The sequence below is a fragment of the Pseudomonas sp. NMI760_13 genome, from assembly GCF_021283245.1.
GTDB lineage: Bacteria > Pseudomonadota > Gammaproteobacteria > Pseudomonadales > Pseudomonadaceae > Aquipseudomonas > Aquipseudomonas peradeniyensis.
On record NZ_JAJSRC010000039.1, the window covers coordinates 1 to 14,714 of the forward strand.

15 protein-coding genes, 1 pseudogene and 1 riboswitch are annotated in these 14,714 nt (G+C 63.8%); of the genes and pseudogenes, 12 read left to right on the forward strand and 4 right to left on the reverse strand.

Annotated elements, in window-relative coordinates; all coding sequences use genetic code 11:
- The 4 genes and pseudogenes from LU671_RS26695 to LU671_RS26710 all read left to right on the forward strand — a co-directional run.
- Positions 1-1,419, forward strand: a pseudogene (locus tag LU671_RS26695) (hypothetical protein); the annotation flags it as partial.
- 2 nt (positions 1,420-1,421) lie between these two features.
- Complete coding sequence (locus LU671_RS26700) at positions 1,422-2,225, forward strand: DUF6708 domain-containing protein (RefSeq protein WP_232857414.1); 804 nt, start codon at positions 1,422-1,424, stop codon at positions 2,223-2,225.
- Positions 2,226-2,330: 105 nt separating this feature from the next.
- On the forward strand, positions 2,331-3,137 hold the full coding sequence (locus LU671_RS26705; RefSeq protein ID WP_232857416.1) for a DUF6708 domain-containing protein: 807 nt from the start codon (positions 2,331-2,333) through the stop codon (positions 3,135-3,137).
- Entirely contained in the window at positions 3,134-3,391 is a 258-nt protein-coding gene (locus tag LU671_RS26710; protein ID WP_232857417.1) for a PAAR domain-containing protein, read from the forward strand. The genes LU671_RS26705 and LU671_RS26710 overlap by 4 nt, the downstream gene beginning before the upstream one ends.
- A gap of 101 nt (positions 3,392-3,492) precedes the next feature.
- On the opposite strand, the gene LU671_RS26715 is transcribed toward LU671_RS26710, so the two are convergent.
- A complete protein-coding gene (locus LU671_RS26715; protein WP_232857418.1) occupies positions 3,493-4,680 on the reverse strand; it encodes an MFS transporter in 1,188 nt (395 codons plus the stop codon).
- Between the two features lie 112 nt (positions 4,681-4,792).
- Between LU671_RS26715 and LU671_RS26720 the strand changes: the two genes are divergently transcribed.
- The 5 genes from LU671_RS26720 (at position 4,793) to LU671_RS26740 (ending at position 10,129) form a co-directional block, all read left to right on the forward strand.
- Positions 4,793-5,713: a LysR family transcriptional regulator gene (locus tag LU671_RS26720; protein ID WP_232857419.1), complete on the forward strand. Its 921-nt coding sequence runs from the start codon at positions 4,793-4,795 to the stop codon at positions 5,711-5,713.
- Between the two features lie 98 nt (positions 5,714-5,811).
- On the forward strand, positions 5,812-6,981 hold the full coding sequence (locus LU671_RS26725; RefSeq protein ID WP_232857420.1) for a DUF1624 domain-containing protein: 1,170 nt from the start codon (positions 5,812-5,814) through the stop codon (positions 6,979-6,981).
- A gap of 27 nt (positions 6,982-7,008) precedes the next feature.
- A riboswitch (cobalamin riboswitch) is annotated at positions 7,009-7,206 on the forward strand.
- Positions 7,207-7,320: 114 nt separating this feature from the next.
- Positions 7,321-8,334, forward strand: coding sequence for an ABC transporter substrate-binding protein (locus tag LU671_RS26730; RefSeq protein WP_232857421.1), 1,014 nt, complete (start codon positions 7,321-7,323; stop codon positions 8,332-8,334).
- Positions 8,331-9,347: a FecCD family ABC transporter permease gene (locus tag LU671_RS26735; protein WP_232857422.1), complete on the forward strand. Its 1,017-nt coding sequence runs from the start codon at positions 8,331-8,333 to the stop codon at positions 9,345-9,347. Before LU671_RS26730 ends, LU671_RS26735 begins: the two co-directional genes overlap by 4 nt.
- Positions 9,344-10,129: an ABC transporter ATP-binding protein gene (locus LU671_RS26740; protein ID WP_232857423.1), complete on the forward strand. Its 786-nt coding sequence runs from the start codon at positions 9,344-9,346 to the stop codon at positions 10,127-10,129. Before LU671_RS26735 ends, LU671_RS26740 begins: the two co-directional genes overlap by 4 nt.
- Before the next feature lie 549 nt (positions 10,130-10,678).
- On the opposite strand, the gene LU671_RS26745 is transcribed toward LU671_RS26740, so the two are convergent.
- Positions 10,679-11,113, reverse strand: coding sequence for a bleomycin resistance protein (locus LU671_RS26745; RefSeq protein ID WP_232857424.1), 435 nt, complete (start codon positions 11,111-11,113; stop codon positions 10,679-10,681).
- Between the two features lie 223 nt (positions 11,114-11,336).
- Positions 11,337-11,708 (reverse strand): GFA family protein, encoded by a 372-nt coding sequence (locus LU671_RS26750; protein WP_232857425.1) that lies wholly within the window; start codon positions 11,706-11,708, stop codon positions 11,337-11,339.
- A gap of 167 nt (positions 11,709-11,875) precedes the next feature.
- On the opposite strand from LU671_RS26750, the gene LU671_RS26755 reads away from it, so the two are divergent.
- The 3 genes from LU671_RS26755 to LU671_RS26765 all read left to right on the forward strand — a co-directional run bounded on the left by LU671_RS26755 (position 11,876) and on the right by LU671_RS26765 (position 14,305).
- A complete protein-coding gene (locus LU671_RS26755; RefSeq protein WP_155952705.1) occupies positions 11,876-12,031 on the forward strand; it encodes a hypothetical protein in 156 nt (51 codons plus the stop codon).
- 58 nt (positions 12,032-12,089) lie between these two features.
- Positions 12,090-12,572, forward strand: a complete 483-nt coding sequence (locus LU671_RS26760) for a hypothetical protein (RefSeq protein WP_232857426.1) — start codon at positions 12,090-12,092, stop codon at positions 12,570-12,572.
- Positions 12,573-12,802: 230 nt separating this feature from the next.
- Complete coding sequence (locus LU671_RS26765) at positions 12,803-14,305, forward strand: sensor domain-containing diguanylate cyclase (RefSeq protein ID WP_442964151.1); 1,503 nt, start codon at positions 12,803-12,805, stop codon at positions 14,303-14,305.
- Between the two features lie 43 nt (positions 14,306-14,348).
- Here LU671_RS26765 and LU671_RS26770 read toward each other — a convergent pair whose 3' ends face one another.
- Positions 14,349-14,654 carry a hypothetical protein gene (locus tag LU671_RS26770; RefSeq protein WP_186734798.1) on the reverse strand — a complete coding sequence of 102 codons (306 nt, stop codon included), beginning with the start codon at positions 14,652-14,654 and terminating at the stop codon, positions 14,349-14,351.
- Positions 14,655-14,714 lie beyond the last annotated feature (60 nt).

A 14,714-nucleotide genomic window follows, 5' to 3' on the forward strand; every position in this document is an offset into this window, starting at 1 on the left:
CAACTGGACCAGGCCTTTCGCAAACCCGCCGCGCACAAGGTCAACGCCATGCTGCTCAGCGGCGCCATCACCGCGGCAGTGTCCGGCAAGCACGGCAAGGTTGTGGAACTGGTGCTCTGGACCATGGAAAGCGCCGAGGACCTGCAGGCCCGGTTGCAGCACCTACAGGCCAGCGCGGGTACCGGCGCTGGCGAGGCGTTGCGCAGCGTGCGCATAGGGGCAGACAGCCTGCAATACCAGGCTGCCCACAGCCTGCGCCTGCTCAGCCTGAGCGCGGAGCAGACCCGCGCCCTGGCCCGTGAGGCCATGGGCAACCTGCGCAGTGGTTTATCTGGCCTGGGGTCGGGCCGCGCGGACTTGGTGTTGAGCCTGGGTGGGTTGTGGTTCCAGCAGGACAGCCTGCGCAGGAATCATGACGCGCTGATCGCGACCCCAGGCAATGCGGAGGCCGAAGCGCTGGCAGCGGTGTGGTCGTCGTCCATTGGGGTTTTGGGCTTGAGTATTGAGGCGACAGGGAAAGCGATCGAGATATTGCGGCCTGCTCGGGTTGCCGTGACGGCGGGCTCGACATTGATGCAGGGGACGCAACTTGTGAGGTACGGTGGTGCCATTGCTGCCGTGGCCGGTATTGCAGATGGGGCTAATTATTTATTAGCAGCTCAACGAACAGCCTCTCAGGGAGACCACCCATCCAAAACCTCCTACTACGCATCTGGTATATTTGCGTTTGTTTCAGCAATTGCAGGGGCAAGTACACTGTTATTTGGCACTGCCTTTCTGGGGCCAGTAGGGATAGCCATAATATTTGCACTCTCATCTTATGTACTAGCGACGACTGCCAAGAAGAAAGAATCCTCCCCATTGGAAGTCTGGGCACGCCAGTCCAGATGGGGATTACCGGCTTCGCATCGCGAATGGCAGATCGCAGGAGACAACGATAACACCATAGGTGCTCTCAACGCTGCTTTATTGGGAATTACTGCGCACGTCTCAATAGACATAAAGTTCAAAGAAACCCACCCTCCAAAAACGATAGAACCGTTCGTCACGGTCAGGGACAACTTTTCCATCCCACTCGAGACACGCCTGGACTACACAATCACCATTCCAAACTTCATTCAAGAACGGGCAAGATACGAATGGACACTGGTAATTTACTCACCGGGAAGAAACACTGTGCCGACCGTGCACTCCGGAGACAGCGACAAGACAAGAACAGGGCTACATGAGAGCACCGCCAGCCCAGAGGATAGTTCCAGCCGAGGAGAAACCCTAAAAATAGAAGGCAGCATACCAACCGCAGACCTCAACACTATCGATGCGTTTGAGTTAACAGTCAGCTATTGGCCCGACAAGGACGACACCACAAACCTAGCGAGACTAATAAAAAAACAAGACAAACTGGACACAAGGGGATAAAAATGAAACGACCTACCCTGACTCCTCCATGTTCAGGCTGGAAAGAAGACTTCAATCTTCCAAGCGAACCTACCAAGATAGAACCATCACCCGGATTATTAAATGCAAACTACCAAGACAGCATCTACCTGGAAATATCCCGACACTCAATTTTCATGCGAGAGCTACTGCTTTTACTAGCACTAGCCAGCATCCCAGTGCTCATCCTATCCATATATACGCTAATAGATACCGTAGCACATCGTCAACATGAATTATTTTTAATTGTAGTTATTGCAACATTAACAGGGATATGGCAGGCGGCATCATTCATCCGCGCAATCCTTCTCACTCCGCGCGATGAACCAATACGCTTCAACCGTGTCCGCCAAAAAATTTACGCCTACAACTTCACTTTCTGTTGGTGGAACCCCTTCATTCCATGGCCAATAAAAATCGTCAGCTACGACTGGAAGGATGTACGCGCAGAACGCTGGAGAAAACAAGCCGTAACCCACCAAGGCTCGCACCTCGTAAAGACAGGGATCATGCTGTCCATCGTGGAACCAGGCACCAATAACGTTATCGACCGATTCCCATTGAACAACGAATACGGTGAAGCATCAATTTGGGCCTATATATGTACTTACATGCAACATGGCCTCTCCGCTGTCCCTCCCGCCCCGCTCAATAGAAATCACAACGATATCCTCTGGTGCCAATTCGCCATTCGCCTGGCGCCAGAGGTCAAGTGGCCTGAGGTGATCGACCATGAGTCGCGAACCAGTCCAAAGTCTGCTCCACCTGAAAAGGTGGCGTTGTCATGATACAAGTTTTTGACCTGGCTTTCAGTTACTGGCCCGATAAGGGTAATGCCCCAAACCTAGTCAGCTCTGCGAAAGACAAGAACAACTGAACACGACGAGACAGTCATGAAGAATAGACCTACCTTAACTCCTCCATGCCCAGGCTGGAAAGAGGATTTCAACCGTCCAAACGACCCTCCCAATGTCGAACCATCACCAGTATTACTCAGTGCAAACCATCAAGACGAGATATATCTAGAAACCTTTAGGAGCTCACTCAACTTACGATGGCTGCTACTTCCATGCCTGCTAGGCAGCACCATCCCTCTTGCTATAATTATAACCCTGACAATAGAAAGCATAACACACAAAGAATATAGCTTCTTCCCAGCAGAACTTACTGCACTACTTATAACGATATGGCAGACAACCTTGTTTTTCCGGCTGTTTTTTCTAACACCTAGAGATGAGCCTATACGCTTCAACTGTGCCCGACAAAAAATCTATGCTTACAACTTTTCTTACTGTTGGTGGAACCCCTTCATTCCATGGCCAGTAAAAACAGTCAGCTACGAATGGAAAGATGTACGCGCTGAGCGCTGGAAAAAACAGGGCGTCACGCATCAGGGTTCGCACGTCGTAAAAGTCGGGATCATGCTGTCAATCGTGAAGCCGGGCACAAACACAGTCATCGACCGATTCCCTTTGACCAACCTGGTGGGTGAAGAGTCAGTTTGGGCCTATATATGTACTTACATGCAACATGGCCTCTCCGCTGTTCCACCAGTCCCTCTCAATAGAGATCACAACGATCTCCTCTGGTGCCAATTCGCCATGCGTCTGGCACCAGAGGTCAAGTGGCCAGAAGCAATAGACCACGAATCGCGAACGGCCCCACAAACCGCTCCACTTGCACAGGTGGCGTCGCCATGAAGCCTGTCGTCCTCGTCGGCCATCGCCACCTTTGCCCTCGCCACGGGGAAGGCACTGTCATCAGTGGCGCGGCCAATGCCACAGTGAATGGTCGTGCAATTGCACGCATTGGGGATGAGCTCAGCTGCGGTGCGGTCATCGAGACCGGTGCCGCGCATACGCTAATTGAGGGCAGCCCTGCGGCGCGCCAGGGAGACAAGACCAGCCATGGCGGTGTTCTGATCGAAGGCGACCCTGCCTGGCTGATCGAATAAGGATCGGCAGGATTGCAACAAGCCGCCCTGCAGTCATCTCAAACCCGGCAACCGTCCCATCCAAGGTATGAACGCGCCTTGGCTGGACGGTGGAACAGACCTCACTCGCTCCGTTGCAGCACCAACGTGGCCATCAACGCCACCACCGCAAACCCACAAGCCACATACCCCAGCGCAGCCAGACCAAGCCCCTGGATCGCCGCGCCCCCCAGCGCGGCACCGGCGGCGATGCCCGCGTTGGCCGCCGACACGTTGAGGGTTCCGGCCAGGGCCTGGGCCTTGGCGCCGGCCCGCATCACCCGCACTTGGCACACCGGGAACAGCGCCGTGTAGGCGATGCCCCACAGTGCCAGGGCGCCCACCAGCAGCAGCGGGTTGCCGATCACCGGGGTGACCAGGCCCATGCCCAAGGCCAGCATCGCCAACAGCAGCAGCGTGGCCCGCAGCGGGCTGCGATCGACGATCCGTCCGGCCAGGGCGTTGCCGAGCATGCCCACCAGGCCAAAGCCCATCAGCCACCAACCGACCGCGTTGGCCGGCACGGCGGCAAGCTGCTCGAGGATCTCGGCCAGGTAGGTGTAGGCAGTAAACATGGCGGTGAACACCAGCGCCGAAAGCAGCACATGGGCGATGAAACGACGGTCCTTGAGAATCACCGTCTGCCGCTCCCCTGCGACGCGGGCCGGAACCTTCGGCAGAGGCGGCAGCCAGACCCACATCAGCAGCGCCACCAGCAGGCACAGCCCGGCGAGCAACCAGAAGCTGCCGCGCCAGCCGACCAGCCCGGCGGCCAGGGTGCCCAGCGGGATACCGAAGACGAATGCCGCGGTGATCCCCAGGTAGACCCGCGCCACCGCCCAGCCCTCGCGCCCCTGGCCGGCCAGTTGCCCGGCGCTTTCGCTGGCGGTGCCCCAGTACACCGGCAGGGCCAGTGCGGCGAGGAACCGCGCCAGGGCCAGTACCCAGACGTTCGGCGCCAGCGCCGACAGCGCATTGGAAGCGGCGAACAGCAGCAGGATGGCGATGAACAGCCCCTTGCGTGGCAGGGCCGACAGCCAGGCGGTGAGCGGCGGCCCGAACAGCATCACGGTCACCGCGAACAGGGTGACCAACTGGCCCGCGCCTGCCACCGACAGTACAAGGTCGCGGGCCAGCGCGGGCAGCAGGCCAAGAATCAGGAACTCGGTGGTCAGCACCGCAAAGCCGCCGACGGCGAACAGGCCGATCGACAGCCCCACGCGCGGTGCCGGCCGCGTCAAGGTGGCATGGGTCAAGCTGGAGGTGGACATCTACTGCAATCCTCGATGAATGGCAGGCCAGCATAATCTGGAATCTTGTTCCGATTACTGGTAGATACTCCCTTATCAAGTGAACCAGATTCAGTAATCGCGAGCCCCCGCCATGTCCGCCTCGGAACGCCTGAAAGACCTCGACTTCTTCGTCAGCGTGGCCAACGCCGGCAGCTTCATCGCCGCCGCCGAGCGCATGAACCTCACCAGCTCCGCCGTGAGCAAGGGCGTGGCCCGCCTGGAGAAACGCCTGCAGGTGCGCCTGTTCGAGCGCACCACCCGACGCCTGGCCCTGACCGACAGCGGCGCCGACTACTACCGCACCTGCACCCGCGTGCTGGCGGAAATCGAAGAGGCCGAACTGGCCCTCAACGACGAGCACAAGACCCCCTGCGGCAAGCTGCGCATCGACCTGCCGGCCACCTTCGGCCGCCTGCATGGGCTGCCCGCCGTGCTCGACTTCGCCGCCCTGCATCCGCGCCTGCAACCGCACATCACCCTCTCCGACCGCTTCGTCGACCTGGCCGAGGACGGCATCGACATCGTCGTGCGCATCGGTGGGCCACAGACTTGGCAACCGGGTATTGAACACCGCTACCTGGGCAGCCAGCGCCTGGCGTTCTGCGCCGCCCCCGCCTACCTCGCCCGGCACGGCACGCCCCGCGACCTGCAGCAGTTGCAGGCCCAGGGCTGCGTGCTCTACGCCTGCGCCGACGGCAGCACGCCGGCCCTGCATTTCGCCGGCGCCCGTCCGGGCCTGGCGCAGCTGCGGCCGATGCCGGGCCGCCTGGCCATCGGCGATGCCGAGGGGCAGGCCCTGGCCATCAGCGCCGGGCACGGCATCGCCCAGCTGCCGACCTGGCTGGTGCAGCGCCAGCTCGACGCCGGGACCTTGCAGCTGGTGCTGCCGGAGTACGCGATGGAGGGGTTGCCGATCAACCTGGCCTGGCGCCGCAACCGCGGGCATCTGCCCAAGGTAAGCGCGACGGTCCAGGCCCTGGCCGAGCGGCTGGGGCCGCTGATTCAGGGCTGATTCAAGTGGAGTGCCAGCGCATGCCTGTATCCAGGCACAATTAAATGAAATAAAATAACATTTCATTTGAATGCTATCCCTGCCTGCGACCCGCCTCGATGACCAGCCTCCCGACCACCCTCCCCAGCCAACGCCTGCACAGCATCGACGCCCTGCGCGGCCTGGTGATCCTGTTCATGCTGCTGGACCACGTGCGCGAAACCTTCTTCCTGCACCGTCAAGTCAGCGACCCGATGACCATCGACGCGATCGACGCCACCGAACCCAGCCTGTTCGTCAGCCGCACCCTGGCGCACCTGTGCGCGCCGGTGTTCGTGCTACTCACCGGGTTGTCGGCCTGGCTCTACGGTGAAAAGCACCAGGGCCGGGGCGATGTAGCGGCATTCCTGTTCAAGCGCGGCCTGTTCCTGGTGTTGCTGGAGCTCACCCTGGTCAACTTCGCCTGGACCTTCCAGTTGCCGCCGGGCGTGATCTACCTGCAGGTGATCTGGGCCATCGGCCTGAGCATGATCGCCCTGTCGCTGCTGGTGTGGCTGCCACGCCCGCTGCTGCTGGCCCTGGGCGCGCTGATCGTCGCCGGCCACAACCTGCTCGATGGCCTGCATTTCGCGCCGCACTCGGCGCTGCATGTACCCTGGGCGATCCTGCACGAGCGCAGCTGGCTGGAGCTGTCCGACAGCCTGCGCCTGCGTACCTCCTATCCGGTGCTGCCATGGATCGGCGTGATCGCCCTGGGCTACGGGCTCGGCCCCTGGTTCAGACGCGGCAGCGACGCCGGCGAGCGCCAGCAGCGCTTGCTGCTCGGCGGTGTGATGCTGCTGCTCGGCTTCGTCGTATTGCGTCTTTTCAACGGCTATGGCGAGGCGCCGTGGACCTTCTACGCCAGCGTCGGCCAAACGCTGATGAGCTTCTTCAACATCACCAAGTACCCGCCGTCACTGCTGTTCCTGGCCATTACCCTGGGCGTCGGCCTGTTGCTGCTACGCGCGTTCGAGCGTGCCGGCGAGGCCCGCTGGATCGGCCCGCTGGCGGTGTTCGGCGCAGCGCCGATGTTCTTCTACCTGCTGCACCTGTATGTGCTCAAGCTGCTGTATGTGGCCTGCGTGGCGCTGTTCGGCCTGAACCAGGGCAGCCATTTCGGCTTCGACGGCATCGGCGCGGTGTGGCTGGTCGCGGTACTGCTGGCGATCGCCCTGTACCTGCCGGTGCGCGGCTTCGCCCGGCTCAAGGCGCGGCGGCGCGACATCGCCTGGCTCAAGTACCTGTAAAAGCGTTTTCAGCCGATGGCCCGATGGTCTACCATGCCGCCCGCCGGTTTCCACACGGAATCAAAAGGGAATCCCGGGCGCGCCGAGGGCGGGCCAAAGGGAACTGCCCCCGCAACTGTAGGTGCCGAGCCTGCGCCATCGATGCCACTGGGTCTGCCGACCCGGGAAGGCCGGCGCCGGCCAGGACGCACCAGTCAGGAGACCTGCCGGCACGCATTCACCAACCGGCGGGGTGTCCGGGATGGTCATCCGCCCCTGGCCGCGTGCTTGCCGCACGACGCCTGGCGATGCCTGTCCGTGGGCCATTCCGTGCACCACCCGACAGGAGATCGCCCCACCATGCCGCACCGCCTCGCCACCCTGCTCGCCGGCCTGTCACTGGCGGGCCTGGCCCACGCCGACGCCACCCGCTATCCGCTGACCATCGACAACTGCGGCCTGCCGCAGACCTTCGCCCAGGCTCCGCAGCGCGCGGTGACCATCGGCCAGGCCGGCACCGAGCTGCTCTATGCCCTGGGCCTGGGCGAGCGGCTGGCGGGCACTTCGCTGTGGTTCAACAACGTGCTGCCCGAGTTCAAGGCGCAGAACGACAAGGTCGAGCGCCTGGCCGACAACGAACCGGGCTTCGAGGCGGTGGTCGGCAAGCGCCCGCAGTTGGTGACGGCGCAGTTCGAATGGATGGTCGGCGCCCAGGGCGCGGTCGGCACCCGCGAACAGTTCGCGGAACTGGGCATTCCCACCTACCTGCTGCCCTCGGATTGCGAAGGCAAGGACAACCTGGTGGGCGCCGACGGTACCCGCCTGCAGCCGTTCAGGATCGACACCATCTACAAGAGCGTCAGCCAACTGGCCGAGATCTTCGACGTGCAGGATCGCGGCGAACGCCTCAATGCCGAGCTCAAGGGCCAGCTGGACCAGGCCCGGCAACGCCTGGCCGGCCAGGACCTGAGCCACACCAGCGCATTGTTCTGGTTCTCCAGCGCCGACCTCAAGGTCGATCCTTACGTCGCCGGTCGCCAGGGCGTGGCCGACTTCATGCTGCAGACCCTCGGCGTGCGCAACGTGGTCGAATCCAGCGAAGAATGGCCGGCGGTGGGCTGGGAAACCCTGGCCAGGGCCAACCCCACCTGGCTGATCGTCGCCCGCATGGACCGCCGCCGCTACCCCGCCGACGACTACCGGAAAAAACTCGAGTTCCTGCGCAGCGACCCGGTGACCCGCAACATGGACGCGGTCAGGCAAGGCCGGATCATCGTCCTCGACGCCGACGCCATGCAGGCCGGCATCCGCCTGTTCCGTGGCCTGGAGGTGCTGTCCAGCGCCTTTGCCAGCGGTAAAGCGCCACAACCATGAGCCGCTTGCTGCCCATCAGCGCCTTCGCGCTGCTCGCCCTGTGCCTGGCCATGCTCGCCGGGATCGCCATCGGCGAGACACGGATCAGCGCCGAGGTGGTCTGGCAGGTGCTGGCCAACCAGCTGTGGCAGGCCGGTCATGCGCTCGATCCGATCGACGCCGGCATCGTCTGGAACTACCGCCTGCCGCGCACCCTGGTGGCCGCCGCCTGCGGCGCGGGGCTGGCGACCTGCGGGGTGATCCTCCAGGCGCTGCTGCGCAACCCGCTGGCCGAGCCGTACCTGCTGGGCCTGTCGGCGGGCGCCTCGACCGGCGCCGTGGCGGTGGGCCTGTTCGGCCTCGGTGGCGCGGTGCTGTCGCTGTCGGCCGGCGCCTTCATTGGCGCGCTGGCCGCGTTCGCCCTGGTGCTGGTGCTGTCGCGGGCCAGCGGCAGCCGACAGGACAATGCGCAGGTGATCCTCGCCGGCATCGCCGGCTCGCAGCTATTCAACGCGCTGACGGCCTTTCTGATCACCAAGTCGGCAACCGCCGAACAGGCCCGAGGCATCCTGTTCTGGCTGCTGGGCAACCTCAGCGGCGTGCGCTGGCCAGCGGTGTGGCTGGCGCTGCCGGTGGCCGTGGTCGGGCTGGCGGTGTGCCTGTGGCACCGCCGGGCGCTGGACGCCTTCACCTTCGGCGCCGACTCGGCGGCCTCGCTGGGCGTGCCGGTGCGGCGCACGCAATGGTTGCTGATCAGCTGCACAGCGCTGGTGACCGCGGTGATGGTCTCGATCGTCGGTGCCATCGGCTTCGTCGGCCTGGTCATCCCCCACGCCCTGCGCCTGCTGCTCGGCCCTGGGCACAGCCGCCTGCTGCCGGCCAGCGCCCTGGGCGGCGCGTTGTTCCTGATCGTCGCCGACATCCTCTCGCGCACCCTGATCGCCGGCCAGGTGATCCCGGTGGGCGTGGTCACCGCCTTGATCGGCGCGCCGGTGTTCGCGTTGATCCTGGTCAGCCGCCGGGTGCGTCCATGACCGTGATGACCGCCATCGCCCACGCCCCGCTTGCCTGCGAGGGCCTAAGCCTGCGCCTGGGCGACCGCGACGTGCTGCAGGGAATCGACCTGAGCGTGATGCCCGGCGAGACCCTCGGCGTGGTCGGCCCCAACGGCTCGGGCAAGTCCACCCTGCTCAAGCTGCTCGCCGGCCTGCGCACGCCGAGCAGTGGCGGCGTGCGTTTGCTGGGCGAGGCGCTGGAGCGCATGCCGCGTCGGCGCGTGGCGCAAAGCCTGGCACTGGTCGAACAGCAGGCCGACACCCTGGACGCCATCAGCGTGTATGACGCCGTGGCCCTCGGCCGCACGCCGTGGTTGTCGGCCCTGGCGCCGTTCGGCGCGGATGACCGTGCGATCGTCGAGCAGGCGCTGGCCGACGCCGATGCCGGCCACCTGCGTCGGCGCCTGTGGGGCGAGCTGTCCGGCGGCGAACGCCAGCGCGTGCACATCGCCCGGGCCCTGGCCCAGCGGCCGCAGGTGTTGCTGCTGGACGAGCCGACCAATCATCTTGATATCCAGCATCAGTTGAGCCTGTTGCGGCAGGTGCAGGCGTTGCCGGTGACTACCCTGGTGGCCTTGCATGATCTGAACCAGGCGTTGACCTGTGACCGGTTGGCTGTCCTGGATCAAGGGCGGTTGGTGGCCTTGGGGAAGCCTGAAATGGTGCTGACGCCGGAGCGGTTATTGGGGACGTTTGGGGTTCAGGCTCATTACCTGGTCGATCCGTATGATGGGGCGCGGGTGCTGCGGTTTCGTGCCTGAAACGGCTGGGGGTGCTTTACAACCCTATCAAGGTCTTTGGAGGCGGGGTTATTGATTGTATCAAGGCCACCAGGTGCTCGCCGCGCACCTTGCAGCGCCTATGAGATCGAGCGCCGCCTGCGCGGCGCATCGCGGGACAAGCCCGCTCCTACATCTGTTTCGGGCCAATTTCTCCTGTGCCATTACCTGGTCCGCCCTGTTGGTACGACGCGGTTTCAGCGTGGGCATCACTGCCGCCCCGCACGACTTGAGGCATGAGCCAAGGCGGACAGCGATAACCTCACAGGAGTGACTGGCCCGAAACAGATGTAGGAGCGGGCTTGTCCCGCGATGCGCCGCGCGGGCGGCGCTCGATCTCATAGGCGCTGCAAAGCTCGTGGCAAGCACCTAGTAGCCCTAATGCAGTCAATAACCACCCGCGTCCAAACCTTGAAAGGACTGGCCCCAAGACCGTGGAGCACCGTGATCGCGGGGCAAGCCCGCTCCCACGTTGGTAATGCTGGTAAGGTTGCTTGCAGCGCGACAGCGCAAATGAGCAGGACGCGGACTCTACCGCATATTCGACTGTGCCGGACGCTCGCCCATCCGTTGCGCGAGCCTCAGCAGATAACCATCCGGGTCCTGGACCAGAAACTGACGCAGCCCCACCTCGATGGCGTCGGCGCGATACCAGACGTCCTCGCACGCCTGGAACAGCGGCCAGCGCTGGCGCTCGAGCCGCTCGACCAGCGGCGCGACCGCCGCGACGTCGATCTGCAGGTTGATCCCCCGCCCCAAGGGTTTTTCCAGGGGCCCGGTAAGCCAGTGATCCTCGGCGTCGAACTGCTCGAGCATGACCTGCGCGCCCTGCAGGTCAAGGTAGGCAAAGCGCTGCTCCGGGCGCTGATAGGCAATCTCGAACCCCAACAACGAAACCCAGAAATCCAGACTGCGATCGAGGTCACTGACGATCAGTTCGGGCACCATCTTGTTGCGCTGCAGCATGCAATCGTCCTTGAGCGGCATGGGAAAGTGGCGCACATGATATCCCTTACTCAATCTCAAGTCGTGCGCCAAGGCGGGCAACCATGGCCCAACAGGTTCGGCACGTTGCAATAGATGTAGGAGCGGGCTTGTCCCGCGATGCGCCGCGCGGGCGGCGCTCGATCTCACAGGCGCTGCAAGGCCCTCGCCGAACACCTGTCAGCCTCCCCCCAATCCCCAACCTTCACCCCACCCTCCACCAACGCGGCCGACAAGCCCGAAACGAATGCGAACTCGGCCGCAGGGCCTGGTCGCCCTTGGCATCGAAGCAGCCCAGCAGCAAGGCCACCGTCGGCGCATCGTCAATGGCCCCGAGGGAACTGCCGCAGGTGGCACAGAACGCACGGCAGGAGCCCTCGGACGAGCGGTACAGCGCAGGCAATCCACCCTCCCCGGTCCAGGCGACCGCTGCCTTGTCGAACTCCACCCAGCACAGGGTCAGGCTGCCGGAATGTCGCTGGCACTGCCCGCACGAGCAGGTATGCGGAAAACGCGGCTCGCCGCTGGCGGAGAACCGGATACGGCCGCACAGGCAGCCACCTTTGTAGCGGGTCATGGGGTTACCTTCCTTGGCTGCCGGGATTGCCGCACAATAGCCAACCTCGCGCCTACCAGTGGCGCAAAAGTGTTACGCCGTGTGGCATGCCGACCTGCCCTGCCTGCGTCGCCTGCTACAGTGCTCCCCGCGGCCCTTCCGGCCCCTGCAATGATGGAAACCTGCTGATGGAAAGAATGATCCAGTTCGTGGCCGTGGTGGTGGTCTGCACCCTCATCGGCGTCGCCTGCGAACACTACGAAGTCAACCGCTACCTGAAATGGCTGCTGATGGCCCTGCCGGCGATCCTCTGGGTGCGCCTGCGCAATCCGCTGCAACGCTGATTCCACCACCACGGGTTTGCAGTACACTCCCAGGCCTTACCGTGCTCAAGGCCCCACCATGCCCCGCCGCCTGTCTCGTCTACTGCTGCCCGTGTTGCTGCTCGGCGCCCTCGCCGCCTGCGACCAGAAACCCAGCCGCGAGGAAAAGATCCTCGCCAACCTGCCCCTGCAGGAAGCCTACGACCACAACATCGAGCGCATGGCAGGCCTGTTGGCCATGACCCACGCGCAGGTGCCCGAGGACAAGATCAAGGACGTGCTGCGCAAGCACCTGACCGTCGACGACCAGCGCCAGGACCTGTTCAGGCTCTACAGCGAGGAGCACTTCAGCGATGCCGAGTTCGACCTCATCGTTCAGGCTACCCGCGACCCGGCCAAGGCCAGGGAGCTTGGCCAGAGCGAGGAAGGCAAGCGCCTGAGCGAGAAGCTCACCACGCTGATGCGTGAAAGCGCCAGCGACGCCAAGGTCCAGGCCCTGGTGCAGGAGCGCATGCAACAGGTCGAGGATGACCTGCAGGCGCTGGAGCAGACTGCGCCCTGACCCTGGATAACAAGGGAGGATAATTCCGAGAGCTTTGTGGGAAACCGGAGCTCCCCTTGTCCTCCAATCCTGCAATTGCGCACAAGCATGGTCCACCTTGCGCCAAGCGCGTAAGGTGCGTTTTCCGCTGTATCCGACGAGGCCAAGGATTGCGATATTTCACCCCGCACGGACCGCGCCCCGACCTGCGCACCCTCATACTCGCCCTGTGCGCCACCACGGCCCTGGTCATGCTGCTGGCCAGCTACTTCGCCAGCTACCGGGTACAACGGCAACTGCTGATCGACAGCGCCCTGGAGGCCAACCGAGCCTATGCCGCCAAGCTGGCGGCCGTGACCGAAACCACCTTGGTCAGTGCCCTGCAGCAACTGGCCTACAGCGCCCGGCAAAGTGGCCTGCACCCGAACGACGACAGCCTGGTGCAGGATGAGATCGACCGCCTGCAACAGCAGGGCAACCTGTTCAATTCCACCTTGCGGGTCGATGCCCAGGGGACCGTGCGTTCGCTCTCGCCCGCCTCGCTGCAGCACCTGGCCGGCAGCCAGGCGACTTCACCCGGCGCCCAGCAAGCACTGCGCGAACACCGCACGCTGGTCTCCACACCTTTCCTGTCGGCGGCCGACAACCTGCTCGTGGTGCTCTCGCAACCGATCTTCGACGCCAGCGGCCACTACCACGGCTACATCGGCGGCAGCCTCTACCTGCGCGAGCGCAACCTGCTCAACAGCCTGCTGGGCACGCACTTCTACCAGAACGGCTCGTACCTCTATGTGGTCGATCGCAACCGCCGGCTGCTGTTTCACCCTGACAGCAAACGGGTCGGCACCCTGGTCGGCGACAACGCGCTGCTCGACGACCTGCCGAACCTCGACCATGGCACCCGGCGCCTGGTCAACAGCCAGGGCGTCGAGATGCTGGCCGGCTTCGCCACGGTGCCCAGCGCCGGCTGGACCATCGTCACCCAGCAGCCACTGCGTAACACCGTAGCCCCGCTGCGCCAACTGGTCCTCAATGTGGTTGCCATCTCCGCGCCGCTGGCCCTGCTCGGCTGCCTGCTGTTGTACTGGCTGACACAGGTCATCGCCCACCCGCTGCGACAGTTGACCCACGTTGCCCGGGGCATGGGCCAGCAACAGACCACCGAACGCATCCATCAGGTCCGCGCCTGGTACGCCGAGGCCGCCGAGCTCAAGCGCGCACTGCTGTTCGGCGTCAACCTGCTGCAGGAACGTATCGGCCGACTCAACCGTGATGCCCAGACCGACCCGCTCACCGGGCTGGTCAATCGTCGTGGCCTGCAACAGGCGCTGCGCCTGTTACAGGCCGAAAAGCGCGGCTTCGCCGTGGTGGTGCTGGACATCGATCACTTCAAGCGGATCAACGACGGCCATGGCCACGATATCGGCGATCAGGTCCTGCAGCAGCTGGCAGGCTTGATGCGTGGAAGCTGTCGCGAGGGGGACCTGCTGTGCCGCACCGGCGGCGAAGAGTTCCTGATACTGCTGCCGGGGGCGAGCCTGGAGGTGGCGACCGCGATCGCCGGTCACCTGCGCCTGACCGTCGAGCACGCCCCTTTCGCGCCAACTGGCGGCGTCACCCTGTCACTGGGCGTGGCCAGCTGGCGGCCTGGGGACGGCAGCGAACCCGCTGACGTGTTAAGCAACGCCGACAGGGCGCTGTACCGGGCCAAGCAGAAGGGTCGCAACCGGGTCTGCATCGACAGTCCGCACTGACGCCTGCCTGTCGCTGGTCATCGCCCAGCCACATCCGTCACGCTCAGGCCTGGCGTCTGCGCGGCACCTGTTCCGGCAGCGGCAGGGCGCCGGTGGCCAGGGCGCGAGCGCGGTCCACGCCCCAGACCAGCGCCCGGGTCATGGTCTCGCCTGGCCGCGAGGGGTAGTACTCCTCCAGCAAGGCCTTGCCACCTCGGGCATAGAGCCCGAGAAACAGTTGCGTGGCACCGACCCTGGACAGGCGCACCTGCACATCGATGCTGGTGCCGTCGCTCAGTTCCTCGTCATGGCAGCGACTGTGCAACTGCGCATCGGCCCACTGCCAGTAGGTCTCTTCCCTGATTCGCATTGCGCTCGATACTCCGTGTCTGAAATGCAGCGCAAGAAAAGCACAGCCACGAAGCCGCGA